At 39.5% G+C, this 19869-nt stretch carries 22 protein-coding genes; 11 read left to right on the forward strand and 11 right to left on the reverse strand.

Features of this window, described 5'->3' with window-relative positions; genetic code table 11:
• The first annotated feature begins 17 nt into the window (after positions 1-17).
• Together CYP43_RS07745 and CYP43_RS07750 are read left to right on the forward strand one after the other, a co-directional pair.
• On the forward strand, positions 18-1163 hold the full coding sequence (locus CYP43_RS07745; protein WP_103583130.1) for a toxin-antitoxin system YwqK family antitoxin: 1146 nt from the start codon (positions 18-20) through the stop codon (positions 1161-1163).
• A 141-nt stretch (positions 1164-1304) separates the two neighbouring features.
• Positions 1305-1622: a hypothetical protein gene (locus CYP43_RS07750; protein WP_054197178.1), complete on the forward strand. Its 318-nt coding sequence runs from the start codon at positions 1305-1307 to the stop codon at positions 1620-1622.
• A 102-nt stretch (positions 1623-1724) separates the two neighbouring features.
• On the opposite strand, the gene CYP43_RS07755 is transcribed toward CYP43_RS07750, so the two are convergent.
• Positions 1725-2273: an NAD(P)H-dependent oxidoreductase gene (locus tag CYP43_RS07755; protein WP_054197179.1), complete on the reverse strand. Its 549-nt coding sequence runs from the start codon at positions 2271-2273 to the stop codon at positions 1725-1727.
• A gap of 65 nt (positions 2274-2338) precedes the next feature.
• Here CYP43_RS07755 and CYP43_RS07760 point away from each other — a divergent pair, with 65 nt between their 5' ends.
• Positions 2339-2650 carry a hypothetical protein gene (locus tag CYP43_RS07760; protein ID WP_103583131.1) on the forward strand — a complete coding sequence of 104 codons (312 nt, stop codon included), beginning with the start codon at positions 2339-2341 and terminating at the stop codon, positions 2648-2650.
• 9 nt (positions 2651-2659) lie between these two features.
• On the opposite strand, the gene CYP43_RS07765 is transcribed toward CYP43_RS07760, so the two are convergent.
• The 9 genes from CYP43_RS07765 to CYP43_RS07805 form a co-directional block, all read right to left on the reverse strand.
• On the reverse strand, positions 2660-3082 hold the full coding sequence (locus CYP43_RS07765; RefSeq protein ID WP_103583218.1) for a Sua5 YciO YrdC YwlC family protein: 423 nt from the start codon (positions 3080-3082) through the stop codon (positions 2660-2662).
• Positions 3079-3966, reverse strand: coding sequence for a DMT family transporter (locus tag CYP43_RS07770; RefSeq protein ID WP_103583132.1), 888 nt, complete (start codon positions 3964-3966; stop codon positions 3079-3081). The genes CYP43_RS07765 and CYP43_RS07770 overlap by 4 nt, the downstream gene beginning before the upstream one ends.
• A 5-nt stretch (positions 3967-3971) precedes the next feature.
• On the reverse strand, positions 3972-4649 hold the full coding sequence (locus tag CYP43_RS07775; protein WP_103583133.1) for a DUF799 domain-containing protein: 678 nt from the start codon (positions 4647-4649) through the stop codon (positions 3972-3974).
• Positions 4639-5043 (reverse strand): DUF4810 domain-containing protein, encoded by a 405-nt coding sequence (locus CYP43_RS07780; protein ID WP_103583134.1) that lies wholly within the window; start codon positions 5041-5043, stop codon positions 4639-4641. The genes CYP43_RS07775 and CYP43_RS07780 overlap by 11 nt, the downstream gene beginning before the upstream one ends.
• Positions 5028-5696: a CsgG/HfaB family protein gene (locus tag CYP43_RS07785; RefSeq protein ID WP_103583135.1), complete on the reverse strand. Its 669-nt coding sequence runs from the start codon at positions 5694-5696 to the stop codon at positions 5028-5030. Before CYP43_RS07785 ends, CYP43_RS07780 begins: the two co-directional genes overlap by 16 nt.
• Positions 5697-5743: 47 nt before the next feature.
• Complete coding sequence (locus CYP43_RS07790) at positions 5744-7102, reverse strand: MATE family efflux transporter (RefSeq protein ID WP_103583136.1); 1359 nt, start codon at positions 7100-7102, stop codon at positions 5744-5746.
• Positions 7103-7181: 79 nt separating this feature from the next.
• On the reverse strand, positions 7182-8513 hold the full coding sequence (locus tag CYP43_RS07795) for an acetyl-CoA carboxylase biotin carboxylase subunit (protein ID WP_072595397.1): 1332 nt from the start codon (positions 8511-8513) through the stop codon (positions 7182-7184).
• Entirely contained in the window at positions 8513-8959 is a 447-nt protein-coding gene (gene accB, locus CYP43_RS07800; RefSeq protein ID WP_084041901.1) for an acetyl-CoA carboxylase biotin carboxyl carrier protein, read from the reverse strand. The genes CYP43_RS07795 and accB overlap by 1 nt, the downstream gene beginning before the upstream one ends.
• 109 nt (positions 8960-9068) lie before the next feature.
• Positions 9069-9911, reverse strand: coding sequence for a DUF3737 family protein (locus CYP43_RS07805; protein WP_103583137.1), 843 nt, complete (start codon positions 9909-9911; stop codon positions 9069-9071).
• Positions 9912-10029: 118 nt separating this feature from the next.
• Here CYP43_RS07805 and dcd point away from each other — a divergent pair, with 118 nt between their 5' ends.
• From dcd to CYP43_RS07845, 8 genes are all read left to right on the forward strand, one after another.
• Complete coding sequence (gene dcd, locus CYP43_RS07810) at positions 10030-10590, forward strand: dCTP deaminase (RefSeq protein ID WP_021091674.1); 561 nt, start codon at positions 10030-10032, stop codon at positions 10588-10590.
• A 217-nt stretch (positions 10591-10807) separates the two neighbouring features.
• Positions 10808-11803: a UDP-N-acetylglucosamine 4,6-dehydratase (inverting) gene (gene pseB / locus CYP43_RS07815; RefSeq protein ID WP_103583138.1), complete on the forward strand. Its 996-nt coding sequence runs from the start codon at positions 10808-10810 to the stop codon at positions 11801-11803.
• A complete protein-coding gene (gene pseC, locus CYP43_RS07820; protein WP_103583139.1) occupies positions 11800-12912 on the forward strand; it encodes a UDP-4-amino-4,6-dideoxy-N-acetyl-beta-L-altrosamine transaminase in 1113 nt (370 codons plus the stop codon). The genes pseB and pseC overlap by 4 nt, the downstream gene beginning before the upstream one ends.
• Before the next feature lie 2 nt (positions 12913-12914).
• Positions 12915-13595 (forward strand): pseudaminic acid cytidylyltransferase, encoded by a 681-nt coding sequence (gene pseF, locus CYP43_RS07825; protein ID WP_103583140.1) that lies wholly within the window; start codon positions 12915-12917, stop codon positions 13593-13595.
• On the forward strand, positions 13596-14468 hold the full coding sequence (gene pseG, locus CYP43_RS07830; protein WP_103583141.1) for a UDP-2,4-diacetamido-2,4,6-trideoxy-beta-L-altropyranose hydrolase: 873 nt from the start codon (positions 13596-13598) through the stop codon (positions 14466-14468).
• Complete coding sequence (gene pseH / locus CYP43_RS07835) at positions 14453-14911, forward strand: UDP-4-amino-4,6-dideoxy-N-acetyl-beta-L-altrosamine N-acetyltransferase (protein WP_103583142.1); 459 nt, start codon at positions 14453-14455, stop codon at positions 14909-14911. The genes pseG and pseH overlap by 16 nt, the downstream gene beginning before the upstream one ends.
• 3 nt (positions 14912-14914) lie before the next feature.
• Positions 14915-15946 (forward strand): pseudaminic acid synthase, encoded by a 1032-nt coding sequence (gene pseI / locus CYP43_RS07840; protein ID WP_103583143.1) that lies wholly within the window; start codon positions 14915-14917, stop codon positions 15944-15946.
• The gene (locus CYP43_RS07845) at positions 15943-17964 is read left to right on the forward strand and encodes a motility associated factor glycosyltransferase family protein (protein ID WP_103583144.1); all 2022 of its coding nucleotides are present in this window, start codon (positions 15943-15945) and stop codon (positions 17962-17964) included. The genes pseI and CYP43_RS07845 overlap by 4 nt, the downstream gene beginning before the upstream one ends.
• Positions 17965-18328: 364 nt before the next feature.
• Here CYP43_RS07845 and CYP43_RS07850 read toward each other — a convergent pair whose 3' ends face one another.
• Complete coding sequence (locus tag CYP43_RS07850) at positions 18329-19834, reverse strand: flagellin B (protein ID WP_103583145.1); 1506 nt, start codon at positions 19832-19834, stop codon at positions 18329-18331.
• Positions 19835-19869: the final 35 nt, after the last annotated feature.

Raw genomic sequence — 19869 nt, forward strand, 5'->3', positions numbered from 1 at the left:
ACAAAACAGGAAAAACCATGAAAATCCTAAAATTTCTATTTTTACTTCCGCTTCTAGCCATCGGCGCGCAGGCACTGGAGCCAAAAATCGTAATGAAGCCTGAAGCGAGCCTAAAAAACGGGCTTTACTACGTAAAAGGCAAGCTCTACGACGGCACGCTAAAGATGCTTCGATACAGCGTCGAGGACTTATACGGCGTAAATGCGATGGGCATGGTCTATCCGAGGCTAAAACCGCTGCCGCCCACTCTTATACGCGAGATAGACGTACAGGGCGGCACGGCGGTGCGATACAGGGACTATTTTGACGGCAGGGACAAACCCTCAAACGAATATCCCCTAAAAAACGGAGTCCGCGAGGGCACGGCGAAGCACTACCACGCAGATAGTGGCACGCTTATGGGCGAGAGCGAATACAAAAATGACGTCCGCGACGGGCTCTACCGCCGCTACTACTTTGACGAGGGCGGCGCGTTAAAGCAGGAGGGCTTTTTCAAGGCGGACAAGCGAGAGGGCGTGTTTACCGACTATTACGTTAGCGGCGAGGTTAGCGCGCGCAGTCCATACGTCGGCGGGCTGCGAAACGGCGAGGACGTCGACTACTACAAAAGCGGCAAAATCCGCGGCAAGCGAACCTACAAAAATGACAAGCGAGAAGGCGCGGAGACGTGGTACTACGAAAGCGGCGCCGTAGAGGAGACGGGCGAATACAAAAACGACCGCAAAAACGGCGTTTGGAAGCGATTTTACGAAAACGGCAAAACGCGCGTGGTAGAAAATTACAAAGACGGCGAAAAGGACGGCGTCGCGCGCGAATATTACCCAAGCGGCAAGCTACGAGGCGAATACGAGTACAAAGACGGCCGCCAAACGGGCGCGGGGCTGGACTACTACGAGAGCGGGGCACTGGCGGCAAAAGTAATGTTTAAAAACGGGCGCTATCACGGGCTATATGAGGAGTATCACGAAAACGGCAAGCTAAAAGCCAGAGTGATGTTTGAGGACGGGCTGGAGGTCGGCGAGGCGCGCCACTACTACGCAAATAGTAAACTCGAAGCCGAAGGGGAGTTTGTGCGCGGCAGGCTCGTGCGCGCCAAAAAATACGACGAAGCGGGTAAGCTAATCAGCGATAAGTCTGATAAAAACGGACTGCCGAGGGAGTAAATACTAAAATAAGTTGCTACTGGCATCATTTGAATTTTTACCAAACCAAATATTTACGTCCTTTTGTATTTTGAATATTTTAATTAGCTTTAAATCACACTACAATAGTCGCACTTAATATTAAAATTTTATATTTATCTTTTGCATCTTAGTCATAAAAGCAGCAATCTCATTTATAAAATCATCAAAAAAGCATTAAAACCACTGGGCGAAGATAGTTTTATCGAGCTTATGATAGACAAACACTGGATAGAAAGCGATGTAAGAGAAAATAAAGCTGGCGGAGCATTTTTTGTAAGTTTGCCAAAATTTAAGCAACCAAGAATTTTTACCACCTACATGAATACTCTTTCGCACTTAATCCAGCAAGCTCATGAGCTGGGGCATGCTTGGCACTACTACTTGATGCGTGATCTTCCGGTTTTAAGCGCAAATTTTACTAAAAAACGTATTTTTTAATATCACGCAAACATCGTATAACACGTACCAGTCAGACGTATTGCAATGCTTTTAGCCACGTTGTTGTCGCGAAATTTTAACTCGCGGTCGCAAAAGACGAGGCTAAATTTGATATTCGCCTGGGCTTAGCTCTCCTCGTAAAAGCTTGCCAAAGCGCGCAGCTGCGGCATCTACGGCATCGTCGCCAAACTCGCCCGGCTCAAATCCGCTACTAATAAACGGCACGGCAAACTCCATCCCGCAGTAGTTTGCCGCGATCTTAAGCGGCGTTAAAATTTCATCCAAGCTAAAGCCGATCGCGCCCTGTTTAGAGTATTCGCTAAGCGGAGTACTGACGCTTAGCGCAAGCTGCAAGACCTTGCCTTTAAGCGCGCCGGAACCCACCAGCTCGTGCGAAAAGACGATGTCGATATAGGCTTTTAGCATAGGCGGCACGTTTAGCCAGTGCATCGGGTACAAAAATACGATGCGCTCGGCAGCCGCTAACGCGTCTTGCTCTGCGCGGGCGTCTATGCGCGCGATATCTAAGCCGTAAAGCCCCTCCAAATGCCGCACCTTAGCGTCCGCTGCGGCCTTTGCTACCTGAGATAAGGCTTTGTTTACGCGCGATGCGGCGAGATTTGGGTGCGATAAAATCACAAGAGTTTTCATGTTGTTTCCTTTGTTAAAATTTGCGGAATCATATCGCTAAAAAGCTAAAAGTAGATTAAAAATGCTTGCCAGAGCGAGACTTTTACAAGCAAGAAAGCAAAAAATTACATTTTTATAAAACAGACAACTATATCTACAACTATCCTTATAGCGTCGGTTATCTGCTATCACAATTCTTTCTAAGTGAGTTTAAAAAAGATGAAGCAAAATTTTGCAAAATTTATAAACAATTTTTAATAGAGTGTGGCATAAAAAGCGTGGAAGAGCTAATGAAAAAACACTTTAAAAAAGATACGACAAAGTGCGAATTTTGGCTGATTGGCATAGATGAAGCGCTAAAAAATTTAGATGAGTTTAAAAAGGTGGTGGCTGTATAAATTCACTAGTTATCTTAAACGCTTTATCTTTTTTCGAGAAATTTTATAAATTTTTGATGGAGTATCTTCGAAAAAATGATCATCTACTATTTCATCAGCCACGCTCATAGCCCAAGCTTCATTAAAATTTTGTCCATTTTTGTTCGCACTACTTGAATAAAGCCAGTCAAATTTAGCTAAAAATTTTTCGTGCTCGCACTCTTTTACGACTCTAATAGCCTTTAAATTTGGATACAAAAATGTAGTTTTTCTTGAACGGCGTATAAAATTTTTATACTTTTTTGGCACTCTAACAAGCTCATTTAAAACGCTAAATTTTGCCGTCGTGATAAGACAAGGTTTATTCTCATCACGCATTTTGGCCTTATTTATCTCTTTATAATCTTTACTTAAAAAGCCAGCTGTCGTATCAGTTTGTGCTAGAAATATCATATTTTTTCTCTTTTTGATAGTAAAAATATACAAGAGATTATTAGAGCAAATCCTAAAAAATCCCAAAATACAAATTTTGTTCCAAGCCAAAAGTAGCCAAAAAATGCTGCACTTAGTGGTTCTATGCAGGCTAATAAACTAGCTTTTGCTGCTCCTATGAGCTTAACACCTATCATATAAAAGCTAAATGCAAAAATGGTGCCAAGCGTAATAACAGCAATAAATGCCAGCCATTGATTTATCCCATTAAGCCAAGCAAAATCCCAAACTCTCATATAACAAGCAAGCACTACTCCGCCCATAACCATGCCCCAGCCAAGCGTGAGAGTGACTGAATATTTAGCATTCAGCCTTGCTGGAGCAAGATTATAAACACAAACACAAACGGCACTAACTAAGCACCAAAATAGCGCTTTTGGCGAGATGACAAGAGATGAAATTTGAGCATGTGTGCTCAGGAAAAATACGCCAAGCATCGCGCAAAGCAGAGCTAAAATTTCAAGTGGTCTTGGTGCTCGCTTCTCTTTTAGGCAGATGACGGCTAGGATGAGAACTGGCGCGGTGTATTGAATAACAGTCGCTACTGCGGCATTTGAAAGCTCAATGGAGTAAAAGTAGGCGTACTGCGTCATCATAAGCCCAAGCAAAGCATAGACTAAAAACTCACCAAGTAGCTTTATATCTTTAATCGGAGCAAAAACGGTACTTGGTTCTTTAAAAGCATAAAAAATCACAATAACAATGCCAGCTAGCATCAGTCTATATGGCACCAAAAAATCAGAACTTATACCAAGTGAAAATAGATACTGCCCACAAACCCCACTAAATCCCCAAAGGATACCGCCAACTAAAGTAAGGAGTATCCCAAGACGATGAGTATTCATTAAATTTATCTATCTTTATGAAGCTGTGCATCTTTGCCATAATACGGCGAATATGGTCCATAAAGTATGCAGTTATGGCAATCTCTTGAAAATAAATAAGCATCTGCCATTACTGCTAGATCGTATGATCTATCTGAGATGGTATTTGCCACCTGTGAGATGACAGCTGAGACTAACATACCAAGTAGGCTACTTTGACCGCTACTGCTATCTTCTGCTGCTATGGCACTGCCTTGCCAAAGAGTAGCGCCACTTTTTATATCGATAAGCTTTGCTTCAAGGACAACCTTTGTAGAGCTTGAGATGACCGCATAGCTCGTACCATAATCTTTTATGTTTATGTAAAGTACACTATCGGCATGGAAAATTTTATCAAGCTTATTTAGTGGCACTGCTGCGATCTCGCTTGGCTCGGTTATGCCATTTAGCTTAAAGGTATCATTTACAAGAGCTACTGGAAATACGTAGTATCCTGCCTCACTTAGTGGTGCAACTGTATTTGCTAAAACAGCTGCTGGGCCTGAAATTTCTGTACTATCGTTTGTTGGCATAAGCACTAAGATAGAGTGAGGTCTTTTTTGTAAAAATGCTGAGTAGTCGTATGGCTCAGGCTCTTTTATAGAGCAGCCCGTAAAAAATACTACTAAAAATGCAAAGGCTATAAATTTAAGGCTATTTTTCATTATTTGCCCCCTCTTTTTGCTCTACTTTTTTTGGAGTCAAATTTTTAGAGCCTTTGATGAAATTTATATACTCCCTTGACTCTGGGAAATTCTCTACTTCTTTGTCAAAATTTGCATTTGCAGCACCTAAATTTCCATTATTTAGATACAAAAGTCCAAGGTGTGCGTATACGCCAGGAGCGATCTTATAGCCCTTTTGTGTTGATATCTGCACCAAATTTTCTAAGCGTGAAATTTGCTCGTTTATATCGCCCTCTTCATTTAGGTAGCTATATAGCGAGCTACTATATGATCCGTCCCAATAATAAAGTGATCTTGGAGCGTTTGAATGACCGCAACCCGCTAAAAGTAGCACAAAAAACGCAAAGCTGCCAAGCTTTATTTTACTTGCCATGCTCCACTTTCTATGCCATTTACTAGATTATTTACTGCTTCAATAATAGCTAGGCTTAAAACCTTGCCATTTAGCGTAGAGTCGTATCCTGCTGTGCCGCCAAAGCCTATGATCTCTCTGTTTGAAAGAGTGTATTCGCCAGCGCCGCTAACCGAATAGACAACCTCAGCTGTTTTGGTATCAACGATATTTAAATTTACCTTTGAATAGGCAGTTTGTTGCTTACCTTTGCCAAGTATGCCAAATAGCTGATGATCGCCCGTAGTTTTTCGTCCAAACTCGGTTACATCACCGGTTATCACGTATCTTGCGCCTTTTAGATTTTGAGCGGTTTTACTTAGCTCGCTCTCTTGTTTGATCACTTTCATATTTGATCTATCAAGCACTAAAAATCTACCGCTTTGCTGTAAATTTGTGATCAAAATACTTTGAGCTTGGTTACCAAGCCTATCCTCGCCATCAGCAAATACACCATTTTGGTAAGCTGATTGATTATTAAATCGACCTATCGAAACCGAAATTTTTTGACCATTGTAAACTGTGCCGTAGCTTGCTACTTTTGGAGTCTCAACAACCCTTGAACTCTCACTCGCGCATCCAGCAAAAAGAGCTGCCATAAGCAAAACTGCACCAAATTTAAATATATTTTTCATTTTTTATCCTTTGCGACAAAATCGCTTGTATATTACTAAATTTCTTTTTAAATAGCTTTAAAATTCATCCATGTGCCTTTTAGGTATCTAATCGTAAAAAGCACCGCCTTTACAGCCCAGTCAGCAAACATTGCAAACCAAGTACCTATCATGCCAAGATCAAATGTGAGTGCAAAGACATAGGCCAAGATGACTCTACAAGCAAACATACAAACTAAATTTACAATCATCGGATATTTAGCATCCCCTGCTGCTCGAAAAACGGTTGGATATGTGTAGGCAAGTGGCCAGATAAGACACATAGCGATACCGTGATACCAGACGATCTGCCTTGTTAAATTTATGGCTTCGCTTGAGAGATTATAAACCCTAAGCAGTGGCTCAAGAAGTAGTAAAATCACAGCTGTGCTAAAAAGCTGGACAATATAGATGCTTATCATCGACTTTCTTACGTAAAATTTAGCCTGAGCAAAGTCGTTTGCGCCAACACACCTTGAGATAACCACACTAAGCCCTGTTCCTATCGCCATACCAGGAAGTACTTGAAACATCACGATCGTCCCGCCCACGGCATTTGCAGCGATACTTGCCGTACCAAAGAGAGAAACTAAACTTAAAACAATAATGCGACCCACATAAAACATCGAATTTTCAAAACCATAAGGCACTCCGATATTTAAAATTTTCTTGATGATCTTGTAGTCAAATTTATAGATAAAGCTCTTTCTTATGTGAAGTTTTAGCCTTATATCAAGAAGCAAATAGACTATAACAAAGCAAGCAAGCACCTTTGCTATAAGCGTACTTATGGCGATACCTAAAACACCAGTATGAAATGTGTAGATACTAATGGCAGTTAGAAGTACGTTTAATAAATTTGCAGCCGCCATAATATACATAGGAAGCTTCGCGTTTGACATTGTGCGAAAGATCGCAGCTGCTGCTGCATAGACAGCCAAAAATGGCGCGGAAATGGCCGAGAAAACAAGATAGTGGCTAGCATCATGCCTTACTTGCTCTCCAATATCGCCAAAGACATAATCTAGGATAATATCTTTTAAAACTATGATGACCACTGCGATAAAAAGGGCAAAGATAAAACTAAACCAAACGAGCTGATTTGCTGTGATTTTGGCATTGCCACTTTGTTTACTACCAAGATACTGGCTAGCAACCACTGAGCCGCCAGTAGCGATAGCAGTAAATATGCTAATAAATAGCGCCATGACAAATTCCACAAGACTAATCGCACTTACAGCGCTTTCACTAACACTTGCTGCCATTAGCGAGTTTGCAAGCCCCAAGCTATACTCTAAAAACTGCTCAACTGCAATAGGGAAAAATAGCTTTGCAAGGTCGGCATCTGAGAAAAATTTTGTATTTTGATCTTTGATTTTGTTTACCATACTTCCCCTAAGATAAACTTAAAAATTTTAATAGATTTAAGCCAAGATCTGCCTTTTTGCAAATCCTGACTTAAAAATTTTAGTGTCTTGAAAGGTAGTTTGTATCGTAGTTATTGCTTAAAAAGTCTTTGTTCTCCATCATAGCGATGTGAAAATCTTTTGTTGTTTTTATACCATTTATTATGAGCTGATCAAGAGCTACTTTCATTTTATGGATCGCCCTATTTCTATCGGTATCCCAAACCACGAGTTTGCCAATCATACTATCGTAATACGGTGGTATCGAATAATCTTGATAGATATGACTATCCATTCTAACATTGCGGCCACCTGGACAGACATATTTTGTGATCTTACCAGGACACGGCGTAAATGTATTTGGATCTTCAGCTGTTATCCTGCATTCGATCGCATGACCTTTTAGTTCAATACTCTCTTGTGATGGTAGTGCCTCACCTTCAGCCACTTTTATCATAAGCTCGATGATATCAAGTCCGCTTACCATTTCGCTCACTGTGTGCTCAACTTGAAGTCTTGTATTCATCTCGATGAAGTAAAAGTCTAAATTTTTATCAACCAAAAACTCAAACGTACCAGCTCCCTCGTAGCCGATCGCTTTTGCCGCTTTTATGGCTGTTTCGTGAAGCCTCTCTCTTGTTTTTTCATCAAGTAAAATAGCTGGGCTCTCTTCGATCAGCTTTTGGTGGCGACGCTGCATAGAGCAATCACGCTCACCGATGTGAAGTACATTGCCATGGCTATCGCCAATTACTTGAACTTCGATATGACGTGGATTTAGGATATATTTTTCCATATACATTGTGCCATCACCAAATGCGCTCATAGCTTCGCTTTCAGCAGACCAAAACGCTTTTTCTAAATCAGCCTCTTTTTCAACCACGCGCATACCACGTCCGCCACCACCTGCAGCAGCTTTTAAGATGACAGGATAGCCTATCTTTTTAGCTAGCTCTTTTGCAGCTTTTGTGTCAGCCACAGCGCCGTCTGAGCCAGGAATTACTGGTACGCCAGCTCTTTGCATGACCTGCTTTGCCTTGCTCTTATCGCTCATCAAAGCCATCGCAGCGACACTTGGTCCTATAAATTTGATCTTGTGATGTGAGCAAATTTCAACAAAATTTTGATTTTCACTTAAAAAGCCATATCCAGGGAAAATAGCGTCTGCTTCGCTGATCTCAGCTGCACTTATGATAGCTGGGATATTTAGGTAGCTATCGCTTGAGCGCTCTTTGCCGATGCAAATGGCTACGTCAGCATATTTTACGTAAAGTGCGTCTTTATCAGCGGTTGAATAGACTACAACGGCTTCTTTACCCATCTCCTTTATCGTTCGCAAAGCACGAAGGGCGATTTCGCCTCGGTTTGCGATTAAAATTCTTTTTAATTCCATTAATTTTTCTCCACGCCAAATAACGGCAATCCAAACTCAACTGGCTGTCCGTCAGAGACTAGCATTTCAGTGATCTGGCAGTCAAACTCAGCCTCGATTTCATTCATGATCTTCATAGCCTCGATGATACCTACTACATCGCCTTTTCTTACTCTTTGACCTACTTTTACAAACGGAGCAGCGCCTGGGCTTGGAGCAGCGTAGAAAGTACCTACCATAGGAGATTTTATGCTATCTTTTGGCGAGTTTGCAGCTGGTTTTACCTCTGAATTAACGACAACATTTACAGGTGCTGGAGCTGGCGCTTGTGCTGCTGGTTTAGCAGGCGCGCAATAATCTGAAAATTTTTCAAGCTCTACCTCAAAATCACCACTTTTTATTTTGATATGATTCATCTCCATATCATTAAAAAATTCGATAAGCTCTTTTATATCTTCTTTTTTCATAGAAATTTCTCCTAAATTTTTATATAAGCGTCTAATTGTAGCGAAAATTAGATAAAAAATTTTTTTATGAAGCAAAAACGAGAACTCAAAGTTACTCTTTTTTGCTAAGTTATTTTTCAGTAATAATTATCTTAATGCCTTTAGTATCAACTAAATTTTCATCGATGATGATCTCATCTATCTTTGCTGCCCTTATCACGCCACTTTTTGGATTTTTTATACTTTTTATCGCTCCGATTGTGCTTACATCGACACTTGAATATTCAAACGCAAGACTCGTATCCATAAAAATGCAATCTTTTACGATCAAATTTTCCACGTAACAAAGTGCTTGCAAGCTTTTTATCGTGCAGTTTATGAGCGTTACATTTTTTGAGTTCCAAGCTAGATATTCACCTGAGATTAGGCAATTTTGCGCGGTCACGTTTTCGCAGTTCCAAAATGCATCTTTTGAAATGAGCTTTGAGTTTGTGATATGGACATTTTTACAACTATCAAAGCAGTAGTTTCCATCTAAATTTAGCCCATCGATCTCTAAATTTTCGCTATTTGCCCCAAAGTAATCCCCCTTTGCAAAAACATTTTTTATCCTAACGCCCGCGCATCCCCAAAGTGTTTCACTAGCATCTGAAAAATTTACATTTTCTAGCGAAATTTGCGAGCTTTTTCTAAAGCTTTTTGGAGCGTTGATGAGCGCGTCTTTGAAGCTTAAATTTGCACTGTACCACATGCCAGCTCTTGCTAGAGGCTCTAAGTATCCGCCATTTAGCGTGATATCATTTGCGTACCAAAGTGGATATTTGTAGGCAAAAACGCACTCATTTAGCTTTAAATTTGAGCTGTGTTTTAGCGACGACTCGCCATCTTCAAAGATACAGTTTGTAAAATTTACACTTTTTGCCCCAAACATCACACGCTCGCCAGTAAAAATTTCTGCATTTTTCTCTTGCATTTTTGTCCTTTATTAATTTTTGCTGTTAAAATTATACTAATTTTCATCTAATTTATTCGCTTTATTAAATTTACTTTAAAGACGTAAATCGTTATAATCGCCCAAAAAAGGAGCAAAAATGGGTTTAAAGTCAGACTCTTGGATAAGAAAAATGTCGGTTGAGAAAAATATGATAGTGCCGTTTGCCGAGGAGCAAGTCGGACGCGGCGTGGTTAGCTACGGTGTTTCTAGCTACGGCTACGATATCCGCGTGGGAGACGAGTTTAAAATTTTTACAAACATCGGCGGAACCGTAGTCGATCCGAAAAATTTCGACGAAAAAAACGTGGTCGATTTTAAGGGTGATGTCTGTATCGTGCCACCAAATTCTTTTGCTTTGGCGCGCACGATCGAGTACTTTAACATGCCTGATAATGTTCTAGCGATCTGCCTTGGCAAAAGCACCTACGCAAGGTGCGGCATCATCGTAAACGTAACGCCTTTTGAGCCTGGATTTAAGGGGCACATCACGATAGAAATTTCAAACACGACGCCACTTCCTGCAAAAATTTATGCGAACGAAGGTATCGCGCAGGTGCTATTTATCGAGGGTGATGAGCCTTGCGAAGTGACGTATGCTGATAAAAATGGTAAATACCAAGCCCAAGAAGGCATCACACTACCAAGAATTTTGAAGTAATTTTTTAGCCTTTGCGACCTTGCAAAGGCTAAATTTAAATACTGCTTTTATAATTTCCTCTAAACATTAATTAAAATTTGACGAAATAGAATCTAGAAAGGTAAAAACTTTTGTAATAAATTTTAAAAATTTGGCATAGCTTTTGCTTAAATTTTTATAAAATACAATTTAGATTTAGCTATTTATACCCCAAAAATAGTTAGTAAAGGGTGCAATAATGTTTAATGATAAATCAATACTAATCACCGGCGGAACAGGAAGTTTTGGTAAAAAGTACACCGAAATTTTGTTAAAAAAATACAAGCCAAAAAGGCTAGTTATCTACTCACGCGATGAGCTAAAACAATACGAAATGGCACAAGTCTTTAAAGACAAGGCGATGCGTTTTTTTATAGGCGATGTGAGGGACTATAAGCGCTTAAGAACCGCGATGAATGGCATAGACTACGTCATCCACGCAGCTGCGATGAAACACGTACCAATCGCAGAATATAATCCAATGGAGTGCATCAAAACAAATATTGACGGCGCTCAAAACGTTATCGATGCCTCTTTGGAGTGTGGCGTTAGCAAGGTAATCGCTCTCTCGACTGACAAAGCATGCAACCCTGTAAATTTATATGGAGCCACAAAATTAGCAAGTGACAAGCTTTTTGTTGCTGCAAATAACATTGTTGGGGATAAAAAGACAAGATTTAGCGTCGTAAGATATGGAAATGTCGTTGGCTCTCGTGGCTCAGTAGTGCCACTCTTTAAAAAGCTAATCGCACAAGGTGAAAAAGAGCTTCCTATAACTCACGAGAAGATGACAAGATTTTGGATCACGCTTGAGCAAGGTGTAAATTTCGTCCTTAAAAATTTTGAGAGGATGAAAGGCGGTGAAATTTTCATACCAAAGATCCCATCGATGACGATGGTGGATCTTGCAAAAGCCCTTGCACCAGAGCTTGGCGTAAAGATCGTAGGCATTCGTCCAGGTGAAAAGATGCATGAGATGATGATCTCAAGAGATGATGCGCATCTTACATACGAATTTGATGATTATTACGTTATTAGTCCGTCTATCCAGTTTTTAACAGCGCAAGACTTCTCGACAAATGCTCTTCATCAAAAGGGCAAACCAGTTAGCGAAGACTTTGAATATAGCTCAAATACAAATAAAATTTGGCTCGATAGAGCAGGCCTTCTTGAGATGATAGGAGATGCTAAATGATCCCTTACAGCCGTCAGCAGATCACAGAAGAGGACATAAAGGCAGTCACAGATGCCTTAAAAGATGACATCTTAACAGGTGGCCAAAAGGTCAGTAAATTTGAAGAGGAGCTGGCAAAGTATGTTGGCGTAAAGCACGTGATCGCTATGAACTCAGCCACTTCGGCCCTTCACGTAGCCTATCTTAGCCTTGGCGTAAAGGCTGGCGATGAAGTGATCACGACACCCATCACCTTTGCAGCCACTGCAAATGCAGCTTTGATGGCTGGAGCACAGGTGAAATTTTGCGACGTAAAAGCAAATGGCAACATCGACGAAGAGAAAATTCCAGCTCTTATCACGCCAAAGACAAAAGTGATAACAGCAGTCGACTATGGTGGCAACCCAGTAGAGCTAGATAAGATCATAAATTTAGCCAAAAAACACGGCATAAAAGTGATAGACGACGCCTCTCACGCCCTTGGTAGCGTGCAAAATGGCGTAAAAGTGGGCGTTAAGGCTGATATTAGCATATTTAGCTTTCATCCAGTAAAGCCTATCACAACGCTTGAAGGCGGCGCGATTGCTACAAACGACAATGAGCTTGCAAGACTAGCAAGACTATATAGAAGCCACGGCATCGCTAAAACAAAGCTTTGGGATAGCGACATGAGCCTTCTTGGATACAACTACAGGATCACGGACGTAGCCTGCGCTTTGGGGCTTAGCCAGCTAAAAAGGCTGGACGGCTTTATCTCCAAAAGAAATGAGATAGCTAAATTTTATGATGAGAAATTTAGCGGGTGTGAATATTTTAAAACTATAAATATCCCAGCAAATACAACTAGCTCAAGGCACCTATATCCAGTGCTTTTGGATGAGAAATTTTGGGATAAAAAAGAGCAAATTTTTGAAGCACTTTTGCAAAAAGGCGTTGGTGTGCAGGTGCACTATAAGCCAACATATAAATTTAGCTTTTATAAAGCGCTACTTGGCGAAATTTCGCTGCCAAATGCGGAGAAATTTTATAGCGCCGAGCTTAGTATCCCTTGCCACCATGGCATGAGCGTGGATGATGCTAAATTTGTTGCAAGCATGCTTTTTGACGTGCTAAAAAGCTTTAGCGAGTAAAAATGATCTGTATCATCCCAGCAAGAGGCGGCAGCAAGAGGATACCTGGCAAAAACATAAAAGACTTTTTAGGCAAGCCTTTAATCGCATATAGCATTGAGGCCGCGCTAAATTCTAAAGTTTTTAGCGAAGTGATCGTAAGCACCGATGATGAAATGATCGCAAATGTGGCTAGAGAATTTGGAGCTAGCGTGCCATTTTTTAGAGAGGCGAGTCTAAGCGATGACTACGCGACAAGCACTGACGTGATAAAAGACGCGATAGGGCGCGTAAATTCTGGCTTTAGTGATGTCTGCTGCCTTTATGCCACAGCACCGCTCATAACGGCTGAAATTTTAAAAGAGGCTGCAGGAGAGTTTAAAAAGCAGGAGTGTAAATTTTTATTTTCAGCGACTGCGTTCGATTTTCCTATACAAAGGGCGATAAAACTTGATGAAAACGCTAGCGTTAGCATGTTTTATCCTCAGTTTGAAAAGACACGCTCGCAAGATCTTGAGCCTGCGTTTCATGACGCTGGGGCATTTTATTTTGGCAAAAAAGAGGCTTGGCTGGAGTGCAGTGCTTTGTTTGCGCCACACTCAAAGGCATATTTGCTGCCAAGAAATTTAGTCTGCGATATCGACACGCTAGAGGATTTTGAGTTTGCTAAGAAGCTTTATTTGATAAATAATGGAAAGATCTGATTGAAAGAATTTAAAGGACTCCTCTTGCTAAAAACGCTCGTGCGCGCTGATAGTAGCAGCAAGATAGGGCATGGGCACATCAGGCGAGACCTTTTGCTTGCTAAAAAATTTAACGACATCTCATTTGCATCTTTGAGGCTAGATGGTGACATTTTTAATGAGATAAACTACCCTAAATTTAGTTTAAGTAGTGGCGAGATAGATGAACTTTGTGAACTTATAAAAGATGATAAATTTGAGCTTCTCATCATCGACCACTACGGCTTTAGCTTTGAAGACGAAAGAGCTATAAAAGAAAAAACCGGCGTTAAAATTTTATCATTTGACGACACTTACGAAAAACATTTTGCAGACTATATTTTAAATGTAAATTTATATGCGCAAAAGGCAAGATATGAGGGGCTGGTAGAAAAAGATAGCGAAGTTTTTTGCGGAAGCGAGTTTTTGCTGGTTAGAGATGAGTTTTATGAAGAAGCGCAGGTAAAAAGGGATAAAATTTATGACTACGCTATTATTCTTGGAGGCACTGATATCTCAGGGCTAAGTGCAAAAATTTCAGAAAAACTGCTCTTAAAAGGACTAAAAACAGCCGTCATAACAACTAGTGGAAATAAAAACTTAAGCGCACTAAAAGAGTTATCAAGTAAAAATGAAAATTTTAGCCTTTTTGTAGATAGTAAAAAAGTAGCAAGGCTGATGAATGAAGCCAAAATACTCATCATAACAGCAAGCTCGCTTGTAAATGAAGCTTATGTTTTGAGAGCTAAATTTAAAGCCATTTGCGTAGCAGACAATCAAAAAGAGATATTTGCTTGGCTAAAAGAAAATGGATATGAGGCTTACTGGGGAGATGAAATTTGCTTGAGCTTATAAATTTTACCTCGCTTAGTGGCGAGCAAAAATTGATGGTCTTAAAGTGGCGAAATGACGAGCGTATAGCCAAATTTATGAAAAACAAAAGTGTTGGCAAAGAGGAGCATTTTGCTTTTTTAGAGAGATTAAAGAGCATTCAAGATAAGATCTATTTTTTAGTAAAAGATGAGGGTGAATTTATCGGAGTGGTGAGCTTCGTTGATATAACGAAAGAAAGTTGCGAATTTGGCGTTTATAAAAACCCGGAGCTAAAAGGAGTGGGCAAAAAGTTGCTTGATCTCATAAAAGACTACGCTTTTTTTACATTAAAGGTTGGCTCGCTAAAGGCAAAAGCTTATAATAGTAACGAAAAAGCGCTCGCACTTTATGAAAATTTTGGCTTTAAGATCTATGCAAAAGATGGTGAGTTTAGCTATCTTGAGCTTAAAAATAAAACGGACTAACGGATGAAAATAGGAAATTTTGATACAGACAAAAAGGTCTTTATAATAGCAGAGCTCTCCGCTAATCACAGCGGCAGCCTAAAAACGGCGGTAGATACGATAAAGGCAGCCAAGCGCGCTGGAGCTGACGCGATAAAGCTTCAGACATATACACCTGATAGTTTGACTCTAAATTCACACCTGGACGACTTTGTCATTAAGGGCGGACTTTGGGATGGGAGAAATTTATACGAGCTTTATCAAGAGGCGCTAACGCCAAAAGAGTGGCACGCTGAGCTTTTTAAAGTAGCAAAAGAAGAAGGGCTTGTCTGCTTTTCAAGCCCATTTTGCAAGGATGACGCCAACTTTTTAGAGCAGTTTAACCCGCCAGCTTACAAGATCGCAAGTTTTGAGGTAACGGACTATGATTTTGTAGAGTTTATAGCTAAAAAAGGCAAGCCCATTATCATCTCAACTGGCATAGCCTATGAAGAAGAGATAAGAGATGTGGTGCAAATTTGTAAAAATGCAGGCAATAGCGATATTGCTCTTTTAAAGTGTACTTCAAGCTACCCAGCACCGCTAAATGGTATGAATTTACAAACGATAGCTGATATGAAAGAGAAATTTGGCGTTGAGGTCGGCTTTTCAGATCACACATTAGGCGTGACAGCCCCAGTTGTTGCGGTTAGCCTGGGTGCTAGGATAATTGAAAAGCATTTTATACTTGATAAAAGCGTAAAAAGCGTTGATAGCGCATTTAGCCTAGATGAGAGCGAATTTACTCTTATGGTAAAGTGCGTTAGAGAGGCTGAAGAGCTTTTGGGCGTGGTGAATTATGAACTAGATGAAAAAGCGGTTTTAAACAGGAGATTTTCACGCTCACTTTATGCAAGCGCAGATATAAAAAAAGGTGAAATTTTTAGCGAGCAAAATGTAAGGAGTGTGCGTCCAGGATATGGCTTGCACCCTAAATTTATAAAAGAGCTAGTGGGCAAAAAAGCAAAAAGAGATATAAAATTTAGTGATAGGATAACAAAGGAGGATCTGATATGAACAATAAAAACGATAAGGCATCTAATAAAAAGGCAAAACCATCTAAAGATAATGTATCAAATATCCAAAATCCTATCTTTCAAAAAAATCTTCAAGCACTATTTCAACAAGATGAAATTCTAGCAGCAAGGCTTTGGTCTATTGCAGGTAATGAAAACTATGAAATTTTTATAGGAAAAGATCCAATTGATATAAATTTAATAAACAAACATACTTTTAAATATATCTATGAAAATCCTGGAGCAGATATTTTAAAGCTACTTGAAGATATAGAAAGTGACTACAAACGTTATCCGATACTATTTTTTTATGGACTGGGCAATGGCGTACTCTATAAAGCATTAGCAAAAAATGAAACACACCAAAAAATCGTAGTCATAGAGCCAGAGATCGAGATCATATATCTTGTTTTAAACGTTATTGATCTATCAAGCGAACTAGAAAGTAGACAGATAATACTTTTTTATTCAAAATTTGCTACCTATACACATTTTTATTATCTGGTTACGGAAGCGAAACTAAACTCATATGCAAAAACCTATGATAATCTTATGATCCATATGCCTTTTTATGATCAATTTGAAGAGGACTACATAAGAATAAATAAAGAGATTACAAGAGCATTTTCTCAAATAGTAGTTGCTCACGGCAATAGCATAGACGATCTTTTATTAGGCACAAGACAAAATTGTGAAAATTTAGTGCCCATGATTAGCAATTATTGCTACACAAGTCTTGTTAAAAAAAGATATGGTCTTATGGATACAGCTATAATTGTATCAACTGGCCCAAGCCTAGATAAACAGCTTAATACGCTTAAAAAATTTGCTCCATATGTTAGCATTATAAGCGTTGATGCCTCTTATCCAATCCTTGCAAGGCATGATATCAAGCCTGATTATGTAATGTCGATTGAAAGAATAGAACCAACTTCTAGTTTTTTTGAAAAAAAACATCCAAATATTGATGACAATATACACTTTATTGTTGCCTCAGTTACACACAAGCAAACTATTAAAAATATCTTGCCAAGAAAACTAGTACTAACTATGAGACCTCAACAAGAGGAGTATATGTTTGGTCTAAAAAGATATGGATATTTGGGTGTGGGGCATAGTTGTGCAAACATGGCCTATCAGCTAGCCTATGTCTTAGGACATAAAAATATCGTTTTCATAGGACAGGATCTAGCATTTGGTAAAGATGGGGCGAGCCATGCAAAAGGTCACGCCTTTGCGCAAGCGGATGAAAATTTATATGTTAAAGCCTATGGCGGAGAGGGAGAGGTTAAAACAACATATGTTTGGACTCTATTTAAAAATCAGTTTGAAAATGACATCGCCCAATCAAGCTTAGAGAATATAAAATCATATAACTGTACCGAAGGTGGTGCTAGAATAGAAGGCACTATAGAAAAGCCGTTTTTAGAAGTAATGCATAAGCTTTGCAAAGGCAAAGAGATTAAAAAACTGCCTAATATCAAAAAAGACAGTGAAACGACAGTAAATAAAAACCTTTTAAAAGCTTATAAAGTCATACTTGCAAAAATAAAAGCTCAAAGTGAAGTCAAACAACAAATAGAAAAAGTCTTTTTGGAGGTAGTGCCTAGTATAGATAAATTGCTTGAGCTCAATAAAGAAAATAAAATAGAAAAAAAGCACTTTGATGAGCTTCTTAAGATAACAAAAAAGATAGATAAACTAAAAGATGTAATCGCGAAACGTAATTATCAAAAATATGTAGATAATATATTGCAAATTTCAGTCTACTATCAAGAACTTGAGCTTGCAAAAATTTCTGTAGCACCAAGTGACACAACCATCCAAAAAACCAACAAGCTTCTTATGTGGGTAAATATGCACAAGTACTGGATGTTCTCCGCAGCTGGCGGACTAAATGCCGACATCGAAGTTACTAAAAAAGCTTCAAAAGCACTTGTTGCTGAGCTAAAAAAGAGAAAACTAATAACTAAAAATGAGATAGGAAAAGCAAAAGAAAATTTTATACTGAGTATATAAGCTAATTTGTAAGTAGAATTATTTTACTTACGATCTTTTTATTTGGCTTACTAGTTTTAGTAAGCCTCTGTCACAATTATAAATTTATAACACAACCCATTATAAACCACTAGAGCAAAGACAAAATAGATACATTACTATTTATTTTTAGTAGATAAAGCCCCAAAGTTAAACTCTGGGGCGTGGGTTTGCGTATTGTAAAAGCATTAACACTCTTAAGGCTTTGTTACTGCGACAAAGCCTCTATCTAAAACCTTAATGAAACTATTGTAGAAGCTTCATTACGTTTTCGAGGAAACTTCACTCAGCTCCTACTATTGTAGAAGCTTCATTACGTTTTCGAGGAAACTTCACTCAGCTCCTACTATTGTAGAAGCTTCATTACGTTTTGTTGTACGCTGTTTGCTTGACTCATAGCATAAGCACCTGATTGAGCTAGGATGTTATGTTTTGAGAAGTTAGCAGACTCGCTAGCAAAATCAACATCTCTGATTTGTGATTCTGCTGATTTTACGTTAACTTGAGTTACAGTGATGTTATTAACTGTAGCTTGAAGTTGGTTTTGAACTGAACCAAGGTCTGAACGAACTTGATCAAGTGTTTTTTGAGCTGACTCAGCGATACTCATAACAGCCATCGCACCGCGAAGTGTCATAACACCTGCAGATTGAGCTACTGTTAAAGCTCCACTCATTCTTTGGAAGCCCATAGCTGTCGCCAATTCACCTTTTATTTGGCCTCTTACATCTCTTAAAGAGATAGATTGTTGAGCGCCACCATTTGCTGAGAATGCTACTGATAGGTTTGCAACGCCGCCAGCATCTAGCTTGATATCTCTACCATCAAGGCGCACTAGGTTTAGTCTTCCAACAAAGCCACTAATAGCTGTACCTTTGGCACCACTACCTTTGCCACCAAGACCTTTTGAGATATCTCCACCAGTTGCAACAATAGCACGACCATCACGGCTTGTTAAGACCATTTTGCCGCTTTCAGCATCAACTGAAGCTTCAACGCCTGTTTGATCTTTTACGGCATTGATAGCATTTACTAGTGCGCCATTAGCATCATTTTTTTGAACTTCTAAGTCACCTATTTTAACACCATTTATTGTTAAAGACTTGATTTGACCACCAGCGATAGAGGCACTTGCTCTCCAAGTAACATCAGCTGTTGCTCTAACACCAGTTTTATCAGCAACTTTATTGATATTTTCTGCTAGTGCACCAAGACCTTTACCAATACCTGTTGAAACAACAGCAGATGTAACACCTACATCGTTTACGCCATCAACGTTAAGGAATTTAAGTTTTACTTCACCCATAGCAGTAAGTAGTTTTGAACTCTCAAAACGTGTAAGACCGATCTTGTCAGATGTAGTCGCACCAATACTTGCTTTAACAGTTTGGTTTGAATAAGCACCTATTTGGAACTCTTTATTAGAGAATGTTCCGTTTAGTAGTTGCTGACCGTTAAATGAAGTAGTGTTACCGATATTGTCAAGCTCCTCCATTAGACGAACGATATCAGCTTGCAATGCTTGGCGTGATTGAGTTGTTTGGCCGTCTTGAGCTGATTGAGTAGCTTTTGTCTTGATAGTATCAAGAATTTTTAGCTGCTCGTCCATAGCTTTGTCGGCAACTTGAATGATACCAATAGCATCATTACCGTTTGCAATAGCTTGACCTAGAGCTGAAGCTTGGCTTCTTAAGCTATCTGCGATAGATAGACCTGAAGCGTCATCTGCAGCTGTTTGAATTCTAAGACCAGAACTAAGTTTGTTAAGTGACTTAGATAGGTCAGTGTTGTTGCTAACTGCGTTAGCGTGTGTGTTAAGTGCGTTTACGTTTGTATTAATACGAAAACTCATTGTAAATCCTTTTAATTTTTTTTAGTTACGACTTC

It is taken from the genome of Campylobacter concisus, assembly GCF_002913045.1.
Lineage (GTDB): Bacteria > Campylobacterota > Campylobacteria > Campylobacterales > Campylobacteraceae > Campylobacter_A > Campylobacter_A concisus_AP.

Bases quoted from the DNA above. Each gene is read 5' to 3' on its own strand.
- CYP43_RS07745 (WP_103583130.1), top strand. From the start codon at position 18: ATGAAAATCCTAAAATTTCTATTTTTACTTCCGCTTCTAGCCATCGGC.
- CYP43_RS07755 (WP_054197179.1), bottom strand. From the start codon at position 2,273: ATGAAAACTCTTGTGATTTTATCGCACCCAAATCTCGCCGCATCGCGC.
- CYP43_RS07765 (WP_103583218.1), bottom strand. From the start codon at position 3,082: ATGATATTTCTAGCACAAACTGATACGACAGCTGGCTTTTTAAGTAAA.
- CYP43_RS07770 (WP_103583132.1), bottom strand. From the start codon at position 3,966: ATGAATACTCATCGTCTTGGGATACTCCTTACTTTAGTTGGCGGTATC.
- CYP43_RS07775 (WP_103583133.1), bottom strand. From the start codon at position 4,649: ATGAAAAATAGCCTTAAATTTATAGCCTTTGCATTTTTAGTAGTATTT.
- CYP43_RS07780 (WP_103583134.1), bottom strand. From the start codon at position 5,043: ATGGCAAGTAAAATAAAGCTTGGCAGCTTTGCGTTTTTTGTGCTACTT.
- CYP43_RS07785 (WP_103583135.1), bottom strand. From the start codon at position 5,696: ATGAAAAATATATTTAAATTTGGTGCAGTTTTGCTTATGGCAGCTCTT.
- CYP43_RS07790 (WP_103583136.1), bottom strand. From the start codon at position 7,102: ATGGTAAACAAAATCAAAGATCAAAATACAAAATTTTTCTCAGATGCC.
- CYP43_RS07795 (WP_072595397.1), bottom strand. From the start codon at position 8,513: ATGGAATTAAAAAGAATTTTAATCGCAAACCGAGGCGAAATCGCCCTT.
- accB (WP_084041901.1), bottom strand. From the start codon at position 8,959: ATGAAAAAAGAAGATATAAAAGAGCTTATCGAATTTTTTAATGATATG.
- CYP43_RS07805 (WP_103583137.1), bottom strand. From the start codon at position 9,911: ATGCAAGAGAAAAATGCAGAAATTTTTACTGGCGAGCGTGTGATGTTT.
- dcd (WP_021091674.1), top strand. From the start codon at position 10,030: ATGGGTTTAAAGTCAGACTCTTGGATAAGAAAAATGTCGGTTGAGAAA.
- pseB (WP_103583138.1), top strand. From the start codon at position 10,808: ATGTTTAATGATAAATCAATACTAATCACCGGCGGAACAGGAAGTTTT.
- pseC (WP_103583139.1), top strand. From the start codon at position 11,800: ATGATCCCTTACAGCCGTCAGCAGATCACAGAAGAGGACATAAAGGCA.
- pseF (WP_103583140.1), top strand. From the start codon at position 12,915: ATGATCTGTATCATCCCAGCAAGAGGCGGCAGCAAGAGGATACCTGGC.
- pseI (WP_103583143.1), top strand. From the start codon at position 14,915: ATGAAAATAGGAAATTTTGATACAGACAAAAAGGTCTTTATAATAGCA.
- CYP43_RS07845 (WP_103583144.1), top strand. From the start codon at position 15,943: ATGAACAATAAAAACGATAAGGCATCTAATAAAAAGGCAAAACCATCT.
- CYP43_RS07850 (WP_103583145.1), bottom strand. From the start codon at position 19,834: ATGAGTTTTCGTATTAATACAAACGTAAACGCACTTAACACACACGCT.